Source organism: Synechococcus sp. MU1655, assembly GCF_023630655.1.
Classification (GTDB): Bacteria; Cyanobacteriota; Cyanobacteriia; order PCC-6307; family Cyanobiaceae; genus Synechococcus_C.
This window is the reverse complement of record NZ_JAKUHK010000023.1, coordinates 1-13,776: the sequence shown is the minus strand read 5'-3', so window position 1 is coordinate 13,776 and position 13,776 is coordinate 1. Positions and strand designations below refer to the sequence as shown.

18 protein-coding genes are annotated in these 13,776 nt (G+C 57.6%); 10 read left to right on the top strand and 8 right to left on the bottom strand.

What is annotated here, in order from left to right:
- Nucleotides 1-2,113: glycoside hydrolase family 38 C-terminal domain-containing protein (locus tag NCN04_RS02280; protein ID WP_250395059.1), on the top strand; the 2,113-nt coding region annotated here is incomplete at its 5' end.
- Here the strand turns inward: NCN04_RS02280 and psbN are convergent.
- Nucleotides 2,101-2,241, bottom strand: coding sequence for a photosystem II reaction center protein PsbN (psbN, locus tag NCN04_RS02275; protein WP_011618287.1), 141 nt, complete (start codon nucleotides 2,239-2,241; stop codon nucleotides 2,101-2,103). The genes NCN04_RS02280 and psbN overlap by 13 nt on opposite strands.
- An 86-nt stretch (nucleotides 2,242-2,327) precedes the next feature.
- Here psbN and psbH point away from each other — a divergent pair, with 86 nt between their 5' ends.
- The 4 genes from psbH to NCN04_RS02255 are packed head-to-tail and all read left to right on the top strand — an operon-like array spanning nucleotide 2,328 to nucleotide 3,707.
- Nucleotides 2,328-2,534, top strand: coding sequence for a photosystem II reaction center phosphoprotein PsbH (gene psbH / locus NCN04_RS02270; RefSeq protein ID WP_006853680.1), 207 nt, complete (start codon nucleotides 2,328-2,330; stop codon nucleotides 2,532-2,534).
- A gap of 9 nt (nucleotides 2,535-2,543) precedes the next feature.
- Entirely contained in the window at nucleotides 2,544-2,822 is a 279-nt protein-coding gene (locus NCN04_RS02265) for a TatA/E family twin arginine-targeting protein translocase (RefSeq protein WP_011618288.1), read from the top strand.
- A gap of 4 nt (nucleotides 2,823-2,826) precedes the next feature.
- Nucleotides 2,827-3,450: an aminoacyl-tRNA hydrolase gene (gene pth, locus NCN04_RS02260; RefSeq protein WP_250395058.1), complete on the top strand. Its 624-nt coding sequence runs from the start codon at nucleotides 2,827-2,829 to the stop codon at nucleotides 3,448-3,450.
- The gene (locus tag NCN04_RS02255) at nucleotides 3,450-3,707 is read left to right on the top strand and encodes a DUF3146 family protein (RefSeq protein WP_006853677.1); all 258 of its coding nucleotides are present in this window, start codon (nucleotides 3,450-3,452) and stop codon (nucleotides 3,705-3,707) included. Before pth ends, NCN04_RS02255 begins: the two co-directional genes overlap by 1 nt.
- Here NCN04_RS02255 and NCN04_RS02250 read toward each other — a convergent pair.
- The 4 genes from NCN04_RS02250 to rph all read right to left on the bottom strand — a co-directional run bounded on the left by NCN04_RS02250 (nucleotide 3,685) and on the right by rph (nucleotide 6,867).
- On the bottom strand, nucleotides 3,685-4,137 hold the full coding sequence (locus NCN04_RS02250) for a RuvC family protein (protein ID WP_250395057.1): 453 nt from the start codon (nucleotides 4,135-4,137) through the stop codon (nucleotides 3,685-3,687). The two genes, NCN04_RS02255 and NCN04_RS02250, sit on opposite strands and share 23 nt — an antisense overlap.
- The gene (locus NCN04_RS02245; RefSeq protein WP_250395056.1) at nucleotides 4,134-5,264 is read right to left on the bottom strand and encodes a DUF3084 family protein; all 1,131 of its coding nucleotides are present in this window, start codon (nucleotides 5,262-5,264) and stop codon (nucleotides 4,134-4,136) included. Before NCN04_RS02245 ends, NCN04_RS02250 begins: the two co-directional genes overlap by 4 nt.
- Nucleotides 5,265-5,315: 51 nt before the next feature.
- Nucleotides 5,316-6,050, bottom strand: a complete 735-nt coding sequence (gene ntcA / locus NCN04_RS02240; RefSeq protein WP_048347819.1) for a global nitrogen regulator NtcA — start codon at nucleotides 6,048-6,050, stop codon at nucleotides 5,316-5,318.
- 91 nt (nucleotides 6,051-6,141) lie between these two features.
- On the bottom strand, nucleotides 6,142-6,867 hold the full coding sequence (gene rph, locus NCN04_RS02235) for a ribonuclease PH (RefSeq protein ID WP_250395055.1): 726 nt from the start codon (nucleotides 6,865-6,867) through the stop codon (nucleotides 6,142-6,144).
- Between the two features lie 134 nt (nucleotides 6,868-7,001).
- Here rph and NCN04_RS02230 point away from each other — a divergent pair, with 134 nt between their 5' ends.
- Both NCN04_RS02230 and dcd read left to right on the top strand, forming a co-directional pair.
- Nucleotides 7,002-7,610 (top strand): cob(I)yrinic acid a,c-diamide adenosyltransferase, encoded by a 609-nt coding sequence (locus NCN04_RS02230; RefSeq protein WP_048347821.1) that lies wholly within the window; start codon nucleotides 7,002-7,004, stop codon nucleotides 7,608-7,610.
- Nucleotides 7,610-8,203 (top strand): dCTP deaminase, encoded by a 594-nt coding sequence (gene dcd, locus NCN04_RS02225; RefSeq protein ID WP_011618295.1) that lies wholly within the window; start codon nucleotides 7,610-7,612, stop codon nucleotides 8,201-8,203. The genes NCN04_RS02230 and dcd overlap by 1 nt, the downstream gene beginning before the upstream one ends.
- Before the next feature lie 91 nt (nucleotides 8,204-8,294).
- Here the strand turns inward: dcd and thyX are convergent, their stop codons facing one another.
- Both thyX and NCN04_RS02215 read right to left on the bottom strand, forming a co-directional pair.
- Nucleotides 8,295-9,020 carry an FAD-dependent thymidylate synthase gene (gene thyX / locus NCN04_RS02220; RefSeq protein WP_048347822.1) on the bottom strand — a complete coding sequence of 242 codons (726 nt, stop codon included), beginning with the start codon at nucleotides 9,018-9,020 and terminating at the stop codon, nucleotides 8,295-8,297.
- A gap of 34 nt (nucleotides 9,021-9,054) precedes the next feature.
- Entirely contained in the window at nucleotides 9,055-9,600 is a 546-nt protein-coding gene (locus NCN04_RS02215; protein WP_048347823.1) for a thioredoxin domain-containing protein, read from the bottom strand.
- Nucleotides 9,601-9,730: 130 nt separating this feature from the next.
- Between NCN04_RS02215 and NCN04_RS02210 the strand changes: the two genes are divergently transcribed.
- Nucleotides 9,731-10,228 carry a hypothetical protein gene (locus NCN04_RS02210; RefSeq protein ID WP_048347824.1) on the top strand — a complete coding sequence of 166 codons (498 nt, stop codon included), beginning with the start codon at nucleotides 9,731-9,733 and terminating at the stop codon, nucleotides 10,226-10,228.
- Here NCN04_RS02210 and NCN04_RS02205 read toward each other — a convergent pair.
- On the bottom strand, nucleotides 10,202-12,262 hold the full coding sequence (locus tag NCN04_RS02205; protein ID WP_250395054.1) for a lytic transglycosylase domain-containing protein: 2,061 nt from the start codon (nucleotides 12,260-12,262) through the stop codon (nucleotides 10,202-10,204). The genes NCN04_RS02210 and NCN04_RS02205 overlap by 27 nt on opposite strands.
- A 25-nt stretch (nucleotides 12,263-12,287) precedes the next feature.
- Here NCN04_RS02205 and NCN04_RS02200 point away from each other — a divergent pair, with 25 nt between their 5' ends.
- Both NCN04_RS02200 and NCN04_RS02195 read left to right on the top strand, forming a co-directional pair.
- Complete coding sequence (locus tag NCN04_RS02200; protein WP_048347826.1) at nucleotides 12,288-12,491, top strand: hypothetical protein; 204 nt, start codon at nucleotides 12,288-12,290, stop codon at nucleotides 12,489-12,491.
- Nucleotides 12,492-12,534: 43 nt separating this feature from the next.
- The coding region (locus NCN04_RS02195) for a phosphoglucosamine mutase (protein ID WP_250395053.1) at nucleotides 12,535-13,776 on the top strand (1,242 nt) is incomplete at its 3' end.

The window sequence follows — 13,776 nt, the reverse complement described above, 5'->3', positions numbered from 1 at the left end:
TTGTGTTCTGGTGAGTACGGCCTCCCTGTGGCGTCAGTTCACGCTTGGACAAGAGGACAGCCAGAGGTGTTTCCCGGAATGGCGCCATGACTTGGCTTGGCTGCCTGACAGCTTTGGGTTCGCCGCCGGACTTCCCGCTGTGGCGGCTGCCAGCGGCGTGCGTTGGTTCTGCACGCACAAATTGGCTTGGAATGCCACCAACCGCTTCCCCCATCGTTTGTTTCGCTGGCGCAGCCGCGGAGGCGCAGAGGTTTTAGCGCTCATGCTGCCCGCCATCGGCACCGATGGCGATCCTGTCGCGATGGCAACAGAGCAGCGCGACTTTGTATCTGCCACTGGGGTGGAGCAGGCGATCTGGCTTCCAGGGGTTGGCGATCATGGCGGCGGTCCCACGGCCGAGATGCTGGAACAGCTAAGGCTTTGGAAGGAACAGCCGCAGGCTGTGACCCAGCAGCCTGGAACGCTGCGTGCTTATCTCGATCACCTTGAGCCTTGCTGCTCCAGCTTGCCGGTCTGGCGCGATGAGCTTTATCTCGAGCTACATCGGGGTTGCGCGACCAGTCGGCCTGATCAGAAACGTCACAATCGCAGTCTGGAAAGGCTTCTTCGTGAGGCTGAGCTCTCTGCCGCGTTGCTTGGAACTCGGGCTGATGCTCTTGTGCCCAGCCACGAGCAGGCCAGTGATTGGCGACCTCTGTTATTCCAACAATTTCATGACATCCTTCCCGGCACATCGATCCCTGAGGTGTTTGCGCAAGCTGAGCCGATCTGGTGTGATGCCCGCCGGCGTGCGGCCCGCTGTCGAGATCAGCTGTTAGGCCATCTCTTCGCGTCCAGTCAAGACGGGATGGCGACCGATCCCCATCGCTCCCATTGGACCTGGTGCGGCTTGCAGCCGCTTGCCCACTGGTCACCGTTGCTGCGCTTGCCCCAGGGGCACTGGTCCAGTGGTGGGGAGATCTTGCCTGTGCAGGCTGCTCCTTCAGGCGGAGTTTGGGTTCAGTTGCCTTGTAGTGAAGGCGTGTGCGCGCTTCCACTTCAGCGCAGCCGTGAGCCTCTGGGGTCTGCTTTGCCGATTCGTCATCCCGTGAGCGTGGAGGTGGTGTCGTCCGGAGTGTGGAGGTTGAGCAATGGGGCTGTGTCTGCAGATGTGAGCGCCCATGGGCTGGTTCAGCTGCGCGATGGGAATGGTGTGCCACAGCTCAGCGAACCTTTGCGATTGCTGCGTTTTTCCGATCGAGGAGAGTTCTGGGACGCTTGGGATCTTGCCGCGGATTACCGCCAACATCCGCTGCCGATGGCCGCACGCTGGTCGGCAGAATTAGTGGAATCGGGTCCTCTAACAGCACGGATCGTGTTGCGCACGGTTGCTGGATTGAGCCAGGTGCGCCTTGACCTCATCTTGAAGGCCGATTCGCCCTGGCTCGAGGCCCAGCTCAGCGTCCAATGGCAGCAGACCCATGAATTGCTGAGGTTGGAATTGCCACTGAACCGCCCTGCTGTGCGATGGGCCGCCGACACGAGTGGTGGAGTGATCGAGCGACCAGCACAAGCGTTCAATCCCTATGAACAAGAGCGTTGGGAACTGCCTGTGATCTCATGGTTTGCAGCCGAAGGGGAAGCTCCTGGGGGTGGGATGGCGGTCTTGTTGGATGGTCCTCAAGGTGTTGATGCCAGTCCGAACCATCTGGGAGTCTCCCTGCTCCGAGGCCCAACCTGGCCAGACCCCTCAGCAGATCACGGATGGCACAGGCATCGATTGGCCTTCATGCCAGCGCTGCTTGGTTGGAACCGCAGTGGTGTGGCCCAGGCGGCGATCCGATTCAGGGAGCCGGGTTGGGTAGGGCCTGTTGCATTGGAGCAGCGGTGGCAAGGGCTTCCCTCCTTGCCCGTCGGTCTGGTGCCGATTTCAGTCCGACCCGTGAAGGGTGCCCTGCATAGCGATAAGGCCGTTCAAATTGAAGTACTCAATCCCGGACCAGCGCGTCAGCGTTGGTTGCCTGGGACCGATTGGAGGCTGAGCTGCACCAAATCCAACGACCAAAGGACGTTCTGGGAGGTCCACCCTGGCGAGCTCCTCACATTGATTTTGGAGAACGTTCAATCTTCGTGATCATCGAACGGGTCGTCGAGATTTTTTGATGGAGGGCCAAAGGCTGTGTACACCCCAAATCCTGTTAACCCAAGCAGGGCCGCCAGCACGGCAATCGCCACTGACATGGCTGGGGACGAACTTTCCATCACAACTCTCCACAGGATTGACCTCTTTACGGGTCGGAGCCCTTACAGTATCGAGACTTAACTCCACCCGAGACTTCAGCGCTGCCATGGCTCAACGCACCCGTCTGGGAGATCTGCTCCGCCCCCTGAATTCGGAATACGGCAAAGTTGTCCCCGGCTGGGGCACCACACCAGTGATGGGCATTTTTATGGCCCTTTTCCTCGTGTTTTTGTTGATCATTCTTCAGCTGTACAACAAGTCACTGATCCTTGAAGGAATCAATGTCAACTGGAATGGCTTAGGCCTGGGCTGACAACCGAGAATGAATGTTTTCGGCATTGGCCTGCCAGAAATGGCCGTTATCGCGGCGGTCGCTCTCCTTGTGTTCGGCCCAAAACGGCTACCGGAGTTCGGCCGCACCCTTGGTAAAACTCTTAAGGGTTTTCAGTCGGCCTCCAAAGAATTTGAACGCGAAATTAATAAGGCGATGGCTGAGCCCGAACCCATAGCGGATCAGGCCAAGGCTCTTGAAGCACCAGCTGAGACGGTTGTACCCCCAACGGTTGCGCCAAAGACAGAGCCAACTTCTCCTTCCGATTGAGTCGATGAATCGTGGTGATCTCCGCCTAGTGGTGGGGTTGGGGAATCCAGGCAATCGCTATGCCAACACCCGACACAACGTTGGCTTTATGGCTTTGGAACGCCTGGCCTCTCGCGAGGGCGGTGGCTTTCGATCCATGCCCAAGCTCCAAGGTCAGCTCGCTGATTTGGGTTCGGGGGACAAGCGATTGCGATTGTTGATGCCCCAAACCTTCATGAACGACAGCGGTCGCTCGATACGGGCTGCATTGGATTGGTTTGGCTTCGAGCTGCATCAGATTTTGGTCCTCGTCGACGATATGGATCTGCCGCTCGGTCGTTTGCGTTTGCGGGCCCGTGGGTCTGCCGGTGGCCATAACGGCCTCAAAAGCACCATTCAGCATCTCGGAACGCAGGATTTCGCGCGTCTGCGCATTGGAATTGGTGCACCCGGGCAAAACCCCAGTGAGCGCAAGGCAAGAACGGTGTCGCATGTGCTTGGAAGTTTCAGTCGTGACGAGGAGCCCCTGATCGACAAGGTTTTGTTGGAGGTCGTGGATGGTTTGGAGAGGATTCAGCGTCAAGGCCTCGACCTTGCAGGAAATCACCTCAATGGGCTTCAGCTGGCTCCTACCAGCACTGAGGAGTGATGGCAGCGCTACCTGTTACAACCGCCCATCTGCGGGTTCAACGCCAGAGTTTTGCGGATCAATGTTTGGAAGGAGACGTCCAGGCAGGAGGCTTCAATTGGCAGTTCAGTTGGTTTTTTGATCGCGGTGAGTTGAGTGTGGAACCTTCCCTGGGGCGAGCGTTGATTCAAGACGCGCTCCTTCGCTTCCTTGTGAAATCTGACTATGACCTGGAGCCCGGTGGTGATTACACCTTCACCGTGAGGGCCCGTTTCTGAGGGGACCGGGTCCCGGCCATCGCAAAGGCCGTTCTAAGTAATCCTCAAGAATGACGAGCGCTGCGATGGCGTCGAGATCACCAGACGGGATGCGCAGGCCTGAAGGAAGCAAGCGCTTCCAGCCCCGTGCAGGCCACAACTGCCAGTAACGCTCGCGTGCTCGCAGGGTGGTTGCTGTTTCGTCCACGACGTGGACCTTCATGCTGGTGGGAAGTTGTTGTTGCCAGATCGTGCTGCTGGTGCCGTCACCGATCACCAGATCAGCAATCTGAGAGTTCTCCCCCTGATCGTCTTCCATCCAGGCGCGCAGCTGATCAAGGACCTCAGAGCTTGGTATCACCATGCCTTGCAGAACCGTGTTCGTTGAGATGTCTGCAAGGAGCAAGCCGCATTTGCTTCGGCCAGGATCTAAGGCGACGACGCGTGTCATGGACTGAGTCGCAACTGGATGGCGATGGGATCGGCGGTCTCGCTGCGCCGCAAAGCAACCGCTTCGAGCGAAGCGAGACCGCCATTGCGGTCGATCAGCTCTTGGCCCAGCACATTGATGGCATTCACATCGAACTGCAGCCCCTTGCTGAGAGATCCGCGTCGTTGCACCTCGGCCAATGTGGAGGCAAGGAGAAGATTCAGTCGGTTGCGAACGGCTTCAGGGTTGCGCTCATTGCTCGCGAGGGTGGTGCGGGCCAGGATCTCCCCCTCTCTGGTTACCGTGACATTGGGAAGCACTTCCGGGAAGGCATACACAACGGTTTCACCCAGAAGCACATTGGCTGCTGAACGAATGTTCACAACCCAGGTGCCAGGTTTGCGAATCGTTTGTTCCAAGCGTTTGATGTCGGGTCGCGGAACCAGCAGGATCTGACGCTCTACCGGTTGGCCAGGGAGCGCTTGTTGATAGGCCTGAAGATTGGCATCTCGTAGTAACTGATCGATCACCGTTTTTGCCTGATCGGGGCGTTCGAGCTTCAAGGTCACGGTTGCAAGCGGCTGCCCACTGCTGATGGCGACATTTCCGCGACGCAGGGCGAGGAGATTGTCTTCCAGTTGATTGAGTTCTTTCTCGCCACTGCGAATTTGAGAGCGCACGGCTGAGAGCTCCTGTTCGGTGCGTTGAATCTCAATATCTTTCGCATCCACGTCTTGGCTCAATCGCTGTCGCTCTGCCTCCAGGGATCGGGTTTGCTCCTGGAGTGGCTTCAGGGTGCGACGCAGTTCTGCCGCGCGCTGTTGGGCGGTTGTGAGCTCTTTGCCAGCTTGTGTCTGAGCGCGTTTGCTTGTTTTGAGGTCGGCGCGACTGCTCCGCAATTTCGCTTCGAGAGCATTCAGTTCAAACAGGCCCACCCTGAGCTGTCGACTGACCAACAGCAAGAGTCCGAGTGAAAGGGCACTAATCAGGCTGCCCGTTAACACCGTAATCACCACGGCCGTGCGTTTGGGACGCAGTCCAAGCAAGCTCAGTCGAGCTTTCCCCACGCGAGATCCAAGACGGTCTCCCAGGGTTGAGAGCACGCCTCCAAGCACAAGAAGAGCGAGAAGTAGGAACCAGCCGGTCACGGAGAACGAAGGGTCAGAGTTCGGATGGAAGCTCCATCTTCACCTGCATGGTCAGCTGAATCGCTTGGCGAGAGCGATTGGATCGAGAACAGTGATCTTTTTGCGATCGATATCGACAAGGCTGGACGCCTTGAGATCACCCAAGAGACGAGTGATCGTGACGCGTGTGGAGCCGATGGCCTCGGCGATGGCTTGATGTGAGAGGCGAAGGTCGATGGTGATGCCCCGTTGACCAGGCACTCCGAAATCTCGACAGAGCACCAGCAGAAAACTCACCAGCCGAGACGACATGTCCCGATGGGTGAGCGTTTCGATCATCGTTTCGGTCTGGAGAATCCTGCTGGACAGACCTTGCAACAACAGCAATCCCACACTGGTGTCAGCTTCGATGGCCTGCCGCACTGATGTGGCGGGCGCCGTGACCATCTCCACTCTGGTGAAAGCGATCGAGTGATAAAAACGATCAGAGCGATGACCTGTCAATAACGACAGAACGCCAAACAAGCTGTTTTCTCGTAACAAGGCAACGGTGATTTCTTCGCCGGATTCGTACACCCTTGAGAGGCGAACTGCACCGCGACGAATGAGGTACACCTTTTCTGCTGGATCGCCGGGGAAAAAGATGGTTTTCCCCCGTTCCACCATTTCGGAATTGGCTCCATCGAGTCCCCGAATGACGTCTTGAAGAGTGCGGTTGGATGGAACCGCGGGGGTCCCGAAGCTCGAGGCCGCCGGGCGAATTGTTGGTGGTGCATAGCGGCTGAAGCCGCGGCTGACCTCAGCCATGTTCCCAGCGCGTCTTACGAGATGTTATGGATCAGCCAACCCGGCTCGTGTAGCAAGGAACACGAAATGCTGCCTTGTCCTGAAGCGGAGTTCATGTAGCTGAAAGAGCCGCACGTTGATCACCCATGATTTTTTTGAGCCCAGGCTCGGCGAGGTCCAGGAGGGCATTGAGCTGGTGGCGGCTAAAAGGAGCTCCTTCTGCAGTGCCCTGTAGTTCCAGCAATTGTCCCTCTCCGTTCATGACGACATTGAGATCCACGTCGGCATGGCTGTCTTCGCTGTAGTCGAGATCGAGAAGGGGGCGGTCTTGAATCACGCCAACGGAGACAGCTGCCACCTGAGCTTGGACAGGGTTGGTGTTGAGAACCCCTTGTTGAACAAGCCGTTCACAGGCTCGTTGCAGCGCGACCCAAGATCCGCTGATCGCCGCGGTACGGGTGCCGGCATCCGCCTGAATCACATCACAATCAATTCTCAACGTGTTCTCGCCGAGAGCTTCCATGTTGATGGCGGCGCGCAGGCTGCGACCAATCAGGCGCTGAATCTCCTGGGTGCGTCCACTTAATTTGAGCAGCTCTCTGTTTTGACGCTCTGGAGTGGATCCAGGAAGGAGTCGGTATTCGGCACTCAGCCATCCCTGGCCTTGATCTTTGCGCCAGCGAGGGACACCTTCCTGATGGCAAACGCTGCAAAGAACAGCGGTCCGTCCGCTGTGAATGATCACTGAGCTGAGGGCAAATCCCATGGGATCCCAGCTGATCGAGAAGGGGCGAAGATCACCCGGCCGACGTCCGTCATTGCGAGAGGTGTCGGTCATAAGTCCACGGTGCGGAGGTGCTTTGAGCCTGCCAGTTGGCTCGGCACACCATGGATGGTGTCAAAACACTTGTGCATTCAACTTTCACCGCTAGATTCATTCACATCCGGATTTGCCGGACTTCGGCGAATGTGATGACCGTCAGCCTCAGCCCTACCCATCATTCTCGTGAGTCGCGGACTGTTGACCACAGGACTCTCGAGCAAGCAGGGCTAAGGGGATTGCCCTCTGTCGAGGTTCGTCCACCCCTGCATTTGGTGGCTCCAGAAGGGCAGCTTGAGGTGCATACCGCCTCCTTTCGGGGGAGCTTTTCTTGTGTGCTGAGCCAAGCGCTGCGGACTGCAGGCCTGGGTAGCCATGTTTTGATCGCCCAGTTTCTCAAGGGTGGAGTGGGTCAAGGCCCCAAGAGCAGCCTCACCCTGTGCGACAGGCTCAGATGGTTGCGACCTTCCGTGACGGAATGCCTGTCAGATGCTGCTGTGAGCCGCGATGAGGAGGTCAAAGAGGCAGTCCAAGAGGTTTGGCAGATCTGTAAGACCCATCTCTTAGAAGGCACGTTGGACCAACTCGTTCTGGATGAGATTGGATTGGCGATCGAGCTTGGCTATTTAAGCCACGAGGATGTCTTATCGGTGTTGGAGCAAAGGCCTTCCGCGATGGATGTGATCGTGACCGGGCCCGCGATCCCTGCAGAGATGATGGAGATGGCGGATCAAGTGACGGAATTGCGTCGAGGTTTCTAATGCTGAAGAACGATCGCTGGATTACTGATCAGGCTGATGCAGGCATGCTCGAGCCTTTTCAAAATGGATTAGTGCGCCACTTGGATCCGGATCAACGGCAGAGTCCGGTTCTGAGTTTTGGCTGTTCCTCGTACGGCTACGACCTGAGGCTCTCGCCTAAGGAGTTTCTGATCTTTCGCCACGTGCCTGGCACGATCATGAATCCCAAGAGATTCAACCCTGACAATCTTGAATCAACGCCCATTCATCATGATGAGGATGGAGACTATTTCATCCTTCCGGCGCATTCGTATGGCCTCGGTGTTGCCCTCGAAAAGATGCGAGTGCCGCCCAATATCACGGTGATTTGTCTTGGTAAAAGCACCTACGCCCGTTTAGGCATCATTGTGAATACAACTCCAGCGGAAGCTGGCTGGGAGGGACATCTCACCTTGGAATTTAGTAACAGTTCTGGCGCTGACTGTCGCATTTACGCCAGTGAAGGGATCTGTCAGTTGTTGTTTTTTGAAGGTGATCCTTGTGAGACCACCTACAGCGATCGGCAAGGTAAATATCAGCATCAACCCGAGCGCGTCACGCTGGCCAAGGTCTGAATCAGACTGAACTCAACGGGCAATCTGGATTGTTTAACTGTTAAGCAATCCACAAGTTATTTTTGTCTTCAATTTGATTTTTGAAGGTTGCTCAGGGAGCAAGTCGCGCCTTGTGCAATCTTGTTTTTTCGTACCAACTCGCAAATTCTGGGGTCCATGTTTTGAGGTGCGGCCACATCAGGTCGCAGAGCTCGCGGATTTCCTGCTGGGCATCGAGCTTGGCGCGAAGATCCATGAAATGCAGGAAGGCTCTGAGCGTGAAGCTCACCACGAAATGTTGCCTGTAATCAAAGGGGAGGATGCCGCGGGCATGTTCCTCGGCGTAGCCGGCCTGAAGCAATTCCTGATAGCGATCGGCACTGATTTTGCAGTGGTTTAAATCTTTTTTTCGCTCAGCTTCGCTGTAAAGGTATTTCTTGCCCTTGCGGTCGCTGTACTCACCGACGGGGCGCAAATAAAACACCTCTTCGAGATCGAGTTCTCCAAGTGCTGCCCTGCAGATGCGATCGCCTGTGTAGCGCATGGATTGAACATCAAAACTGACGCCCACCCGGTGCGTCCGTGCCTGTTGCATCACGGAATGAGGAAACCAACCCACGTTCAACACAATCTGGGCATGCTCCATGGGTCCGTAATGGCCCCGCTCTCCTGCTAAAAGGCGTTTGACGCAAATTTCGCCGGCTCTGGTCTCATCGGGCCATTGCTCGCGATCGGCGGCCACGAAGCCTTCGCTGTAGTCCTGGTGCATACCCACGTACACGCACTGTTGCGGATTCGGGGTTGCGGCGATCAGGTCAACTCGAAAACGAGAGTCCATGGGTGTCGTCTGCGATGAACTGTTCATGGTTTGTCTAGCTGTGGCTGCGCGGGCCTGGGCTTGAAACCATCTCCGCAGGGGTCACGCTGCTGGTGGAACCAACTCCAGCAAGCTGGGGCAGTGGCTCATTGTTAATCAGTGCAACCGCCAATGATTCCAGCTGGTCTGCTGTTCTCGCCCCAAGCGAGCGGCCGCGCATCACACCGTCAGCTGAAAATAAATTGAGCTGTGGAATCCCCGTGACGTCATACCGGTCGATCAAATCCAACCAGCGTGGGTTGTCAATATTCACCAACACGACATCCAATTGATCGGCGTGCTTCTGTTCCGTTTGAAGCATGGCGGGTGCCATGGCTTGGCAGGCCTCACACCAATCGGCGTAAAACTCCAGCATGGTGGGCCGGGAATTGTTGAGGGCAACCTCAGGATCCAGAGATTGCCTGGCCAGCTGGTCGAGAGGGGCTTCCTGGTTGAGCCCGTTGCGAAGCAGAAATAATCCAGCAGCGAGGACCAGAGCCGTAATCAGCAGCAACCCCTTTTGCAAAGGGGTCAGGGTGGCGGGGGAGGAACTGCCGGTCATGCCGGGAACGTTTGAATGCTTTTACTTTGGCAGGCTGAAGGATGTGTTGTTGCTAGCGTTTAAAAGCCAATTCCGTTGTTGTGATCTGCTTTCTCGCTGATTTCATCAGTCGACCGTTGGCTGCTTGCTGATGTTTCTTCTTCGTTTCCTCCTACTGCCGCTGCGGGCTCCCCTGCTGCTTGTTCTGTTCGGTGTGGCAGTTTTTCTTGGCCATCACTGGTCCATTGAGAGCGAGCATTTGATCGCTCTGCAAAATGTGTCGCCCACCTTGTTCTGGACGGTGGAGGTGTTGCAATCGCTCGTGATTGTGCTCATCTGCACGATGCCGGATCTCCTCCTTCGCCAGCTGTCGTTGCTGATGGCGTCCAGCCGGGTGCTCAGCCTGATCTCCACCCTTCTGCTGGTGATCATGGTGGGCCTCTATCTGCTCAGTCTGAGCTTGCTGTCCGATGTGTTGATCTTGGCGTCTGCCACCTTGCTGGCCCGGCTGGACCTCACCCGGATCAAGGTGGTGCCTCCGCCTCAGGTCATGGCCTTTTGGTTGGCGGCGTTGGTGTTGGTGGGCATCTGGTTGGGTCAGGATCTGCCAAACCCCTTTGCCTCAGCTGTCGCAGCGGTCAGGTTCTGATCCGAGATAGGCCCAGAGATTTCCCAGTACTTTTTTTGTGTACAGGCGTGTTTCTGGATAGGGAATTCTCTCGATCCATAATTCCGGATCGTTCTTCAAAGCGGGTGTGACCCATTGACTGGCGGCTCCAGGCCCTGCGTTGTAGCTCGCAACGGCCAGCACAATGTCTCCTTGCCACTGCTCGAGCAACTGACCGATGTAGCGCGCTCCGAGGGTTGCATTGCGTGTTGGCTCTCGTAATTGATCCTGGCTGAGCGCACCGCCGGCGAGTTCTTCCGCTGTGGCTGGCATCAGCTGCAGCAACCCGACCGCCCCCACGGGTGAGCTAACGCCTGGGGAGAAACGGGATTCTTGCTTGGCGATCGCCATCAGCAGTTCATTCCGCACCTCCTCCTGTTGTGATGCGCTCTCAAACACCTGGGAGAGCAGACGCGGATGCTGGCTCCGGTGAAGGAGCTGACGCGTCTCACAGGATTGATTCACCAGCCTCAAACTGGCGCGCCAAAGACGACTCAGCCCTGTCCATGAGTCTCCGACGGCAACACGAAGACGACCTTCTACGAGCTTTTGTTCTGGATTGGTGGGCTGATCGGACGGGGGTTGTTGGTTTCGCCAGGTTTCCCATGCTTCCTGGGTTTGGCCGAGTCGCCAGAGACGATCCACAAATGAATCCCCACTTTGAAGTGGCTCCCAATGCGCTTGAAACGAATCGCCGAGACCTGCAGAGCGAGAGGCTGATGCTTGATGGAGATCTGGAAGATCTCCCCCTCCCAGTCTCACCCCGGCCCGCCAGGTGTAATAACTCCTTGGATGGGTTTTGACCAACTGCTCCCAGACCTGCTGAGCTTGGGTTGTTTGGTCTTGCTTCGACAGTGTGAGCCCCAGCCAAAACTGCTGCCTTGCGGCCAACGGTTCAGGAAGATTTGAGCTCGGAATGGCCTCTAGCAGTGCTTTTGCTGCTTGCCATTGGTCTTTTAAAAGGGCCTCGCGGGCCAAGTCCCACTGCAGTTGCCAGGCGGCTGGATTGCTAGGCCATCGCTTCAGAACGGCCATGGCATTTGCCGAGTCACCGAGTCGCACCCGGGCTGCTGCAACGTCAGCGGAGCGTTGTTGCAACGCTTGCGGCAGTGCATCCAACAGAGCGGGATCGGGTTTCAGCGGCTCGCTCAGCAGCGCCGCTGCCTCGAGAGCCGCTGGATCATCGGGGTTGTTGATGGCGAGCTCGAGCAAGCGCTGCGTTCCACGCTCCTGCTGTTCAGCGGTGCCTCGGAGCAGGACCCGACCAATGGCCAAGGCGCTGGCTGGAGTGGTGGGTGTGCCCTGGAGGCAGGCTTCCGCTGCACCGCCATCTCCAAGGGACGCCAGTCCTTGGGCCAGCGTCAGTCGATCGTTTTGGTTCAAGCCATCGCCGCTGATCCTGTTGCAGGCTTCCCTGAGCTGAATGGCAGCGCCTGGCCATCGGGCGCCCCAGCGGGCTAGATGCAAGGCGGCGATGGCTTGCTTGGGGGAGTCTCTTTTGGTTTCTGCTGCTGTTGCCAAGGCGGCTGGATGACCTGGTTGTTGCCGGAACAGCTCTGCATGGAGCGCTGGTTGGGCTTGCCCTAGTTGATAACGGGCATCGGCACTGGCAGCACTGCCAGGAAAGCGTTGAAGCAAGTCCTGCCAACGTTTTTGTTCTTCTGTCTGCTGGCCGAGTTTTGCTGCGGTTAACGCCTGCTGTTTCAGCGTGACGGCAGCGATGGGATCGTTGCCCCAGCCCTGATGGGCCAGCAAACGCTGGGACCTCTCCGCTGAATCGGCGCTGCGCGCCGCGAGTAAGAGAGCTGCTTCCCTCCGCTCTTTTGGATTGATCGACCAGCGGTAATGGGTCCAGAGATCAGCGTTTGAAAGTGATGGCGTGAGTGGAGCATGTAGACGGCGCAAGCCCATCTGTCCGCCAATGACTAGAGCAAGGGTGAGGAGTGGAGTTCCAGCGAGAAGCAGAAGGCCACGGGAGTATTGATCGGTCAAGCCTCGGCCGGAAACTGGTGGCATTCTGTTCCCAGCGCACGGCATTCGGATGGCAAAGGGGCAAGGGCCGCGGCGCCCAGGGAGCGAGCAACGGCGCCGCTGTGCGATTGCGACTGGCCTGGCTTTGCTGGTTTGGGGATTGCGTTGGCTTTGGCCCTTACATGTCGTGCCTGGCTGGCTGGTGGCAGGGCTATTGGCTTGGGCATTGCTGGAAGTGGCAACGCGATTGCTGGCTCCGCGTCGTTGGCGTTAGAACCAGCGGTCCGGCTTACGCTTGAGTTCAGAATTAGGTTTCCATGGCTGAAGCTGCCTTTCATCCTTTGGGGCACCTCCCAAAGCCATCGCAGATCAGCTTTGGGACCGACGGCTTGCGTGGTCGGGTGGACACCATGCTTACTCCGGCTTTGGCCCTTCAGGTGGGGTATTGGTGTGGACGCGTGCTTCAAGCCGAGGGGCCTGTGCTGATTGGCATGGATTCGCGCAGTAGCGGAAGCATGTTGGTCGCGGCACTCACCGCAGGCCTGACGGCTTCAGGCCGCGAGGTGTGGACTTTGGGACTGTGTCCCACGCCTGCTGTGCCGGGTTTGATTCGCCGCTATTCAGCGGCCGGTGGCTTGATGGTCTCGGCGAGCCACAACCCACCGGAAGACAACGGCATCAAGGTGTTTGGCGCCACTGGCAGCAAGTTGTCCCCCGAACGTCAGCAGGCGATTGAAGCTGGTTTGTTTGGTGGAGACGACTCTGGGATGGAAGTAGCGGCATCCGGAGCTGCACGCCATCGCCCTGAACTTCTTGACGACTACCGCGCGAGCTTGTTGTGCAGTGTTGGGCAGCATCGACTCGATGGTGTGCCCATCGTGCTGGATCTCTGCTGGGGGTCAGCAACTGCCTGCGGCGCCGAGGTGTTTTCTGCCCTTGGTGCTGATATCACGGTGTTGCACGGTGATCCGGACGGAACCAGGATCAATGTGAATTGTGGATCCACCCACCTTGAGGCTTTACGCCGTGCCGTGATCGAGAAGGGTGCCGCCATGGGTTTTGGCTTCGATGGGGATGCCGATCGGATGTTGGCGGTGGATGGCCAAGGACGTGTGGTGGATGGCGACCATGTCCTCTTTCTCTGGGGGTCGGTTTTGCAGGAGCAGGGCCAGCTGCCCGATCAGCGCTTGGTCGCCACGGTGATGTCGAATTTGGGGTTTGAGCGGGCTTGGCAGGCGCGTGGTGGTCTGTTGGACCGGACAGCGGTGGGAGACCAGCATGTCCACGCTGAGATGGTCCGCACGGGGGCAGCCCTTGGCGGAGAACAATCAGGTCACATCCTGTCTTCTGCCCATGGTTTGGCTGGTGATGGTGTCTTAACCGCTCTTCAGATCGCAAGCCTCTGCCACGCTCAACAGCTCTCCTTGGCTGAGTGGGTGGATCAGAGCTTTCAGGCCTACCCCCAGAAACTGGTGAATGTGCGCGTTGAGAATCGCGAGCGCAGAAAGGGTTGGGCGGACTGTGCTCCCCTCCATTCCCTGGTTCAAGAGGCGGAGGCT

Bases quoted from the DNA above. Each gene is read 5' to 3' on its own strand.
- psbN (WP_011618287.1), bottom strand. From the start codon at position 2,241: ATGGAAAGTTCGTCCCCAGCCATGTCAGTGGCGATTGCCGTGCTGGCG.
- psbH (WP_006853680.1), top strand. From the start codon at position 2,328: ATGGCTCAACGCACCCGTCTGGGAGATCTGCTCCGCCCCCTGAATTCG.
- NCN04_RS02265 (WP_011618288.1), top strand. From the start codon at position 2,544: ATGAATGTTTTCGGCATTGGCCTGCCAGAAATGGCCGTTATCGCGGCG.
- pth (WP_250395058.1), top strand. From the start codon at position 2,827: ATGAATCGTGGTGATCTCCGCCTAGTGGTGGGGTTGGGGAATCCAGGC.
- NCN04_RS02255 (WP_006853677.1), top strand. From the start codon at position 3,450: ATGGCAGCGCTACCTGTTACAACCGCCCATCTGCGGGTTCAACGCCAG.
- NCN04_RS02250 (WP_250395057.1), bottom strand. From the start codon at position 4,137: ATGACACGCGTCGTCGCCTTAGATCCTGGCCGAAGCAAATGCGGCTTG.
- ntcA (WP_048347819.1), bottom strand. From the start codon at position 6,050: ATGGCTGAGGTCAGCCGCGGCTTCAGCCGCTATGCACCACCAACAATT.
- rph (WP_250395055.1), bottom strand. From the start codon at position 6,867: ATGACCGACACCTCTCGCAATGACGGACGTCGGCCGGGTGATCTTCGC.
- NCN04_RS02230 (WP_048347821.1), top strand. From the start codon at position 7,002: ATGACCGTCAGCCTCAGCCCTACCCATCATTCTCGTGAGTCGCGGACT.
- dcd (WP_011618295.1), top strand. From the start codon at position 7,610: ATGCTGAAGAACGATCGCTGGATTACTGATCAGGCTGATGCAGGCATG.
- thyX (WP_048347822.1), bottom strand. From the start codon at position 9,020: ATGGACTCTCGTTTTCGAGTTGACCTGATCGCCGCAACCCCGAATCCG.
- NCN04_RS02215 (WP_048347823.1), bottom strand. From the start codon at position 9,600: ATGACCGGCAGTTCCTCCCCCGCCACCCTGACCCCTTTGCAAAAGGGG.
- NCN04_RS02210 (WP_048347824.1), top strand. From the start codon at position 9,731: ATGTTTCTTCTTCGTTTCCTCCTACTGCCGCTGCGGGCTCCCCTGCTG.
- NCN04_RS02205 (WP_250395054.1), bottom strand. From the start codon at position 12,262: ATGCCACCAGTTTCCGGCCGAGGCTTGACCGATCAATACTCCCGTGGC.
- NCN04_RS02200 (WP_048347826.1), top strand. From the start codon at position 12,288: ATGGCAAAGGGGCAAGGGCCGCGGCGCCCAGGGAGCGAGCAACGGCGC.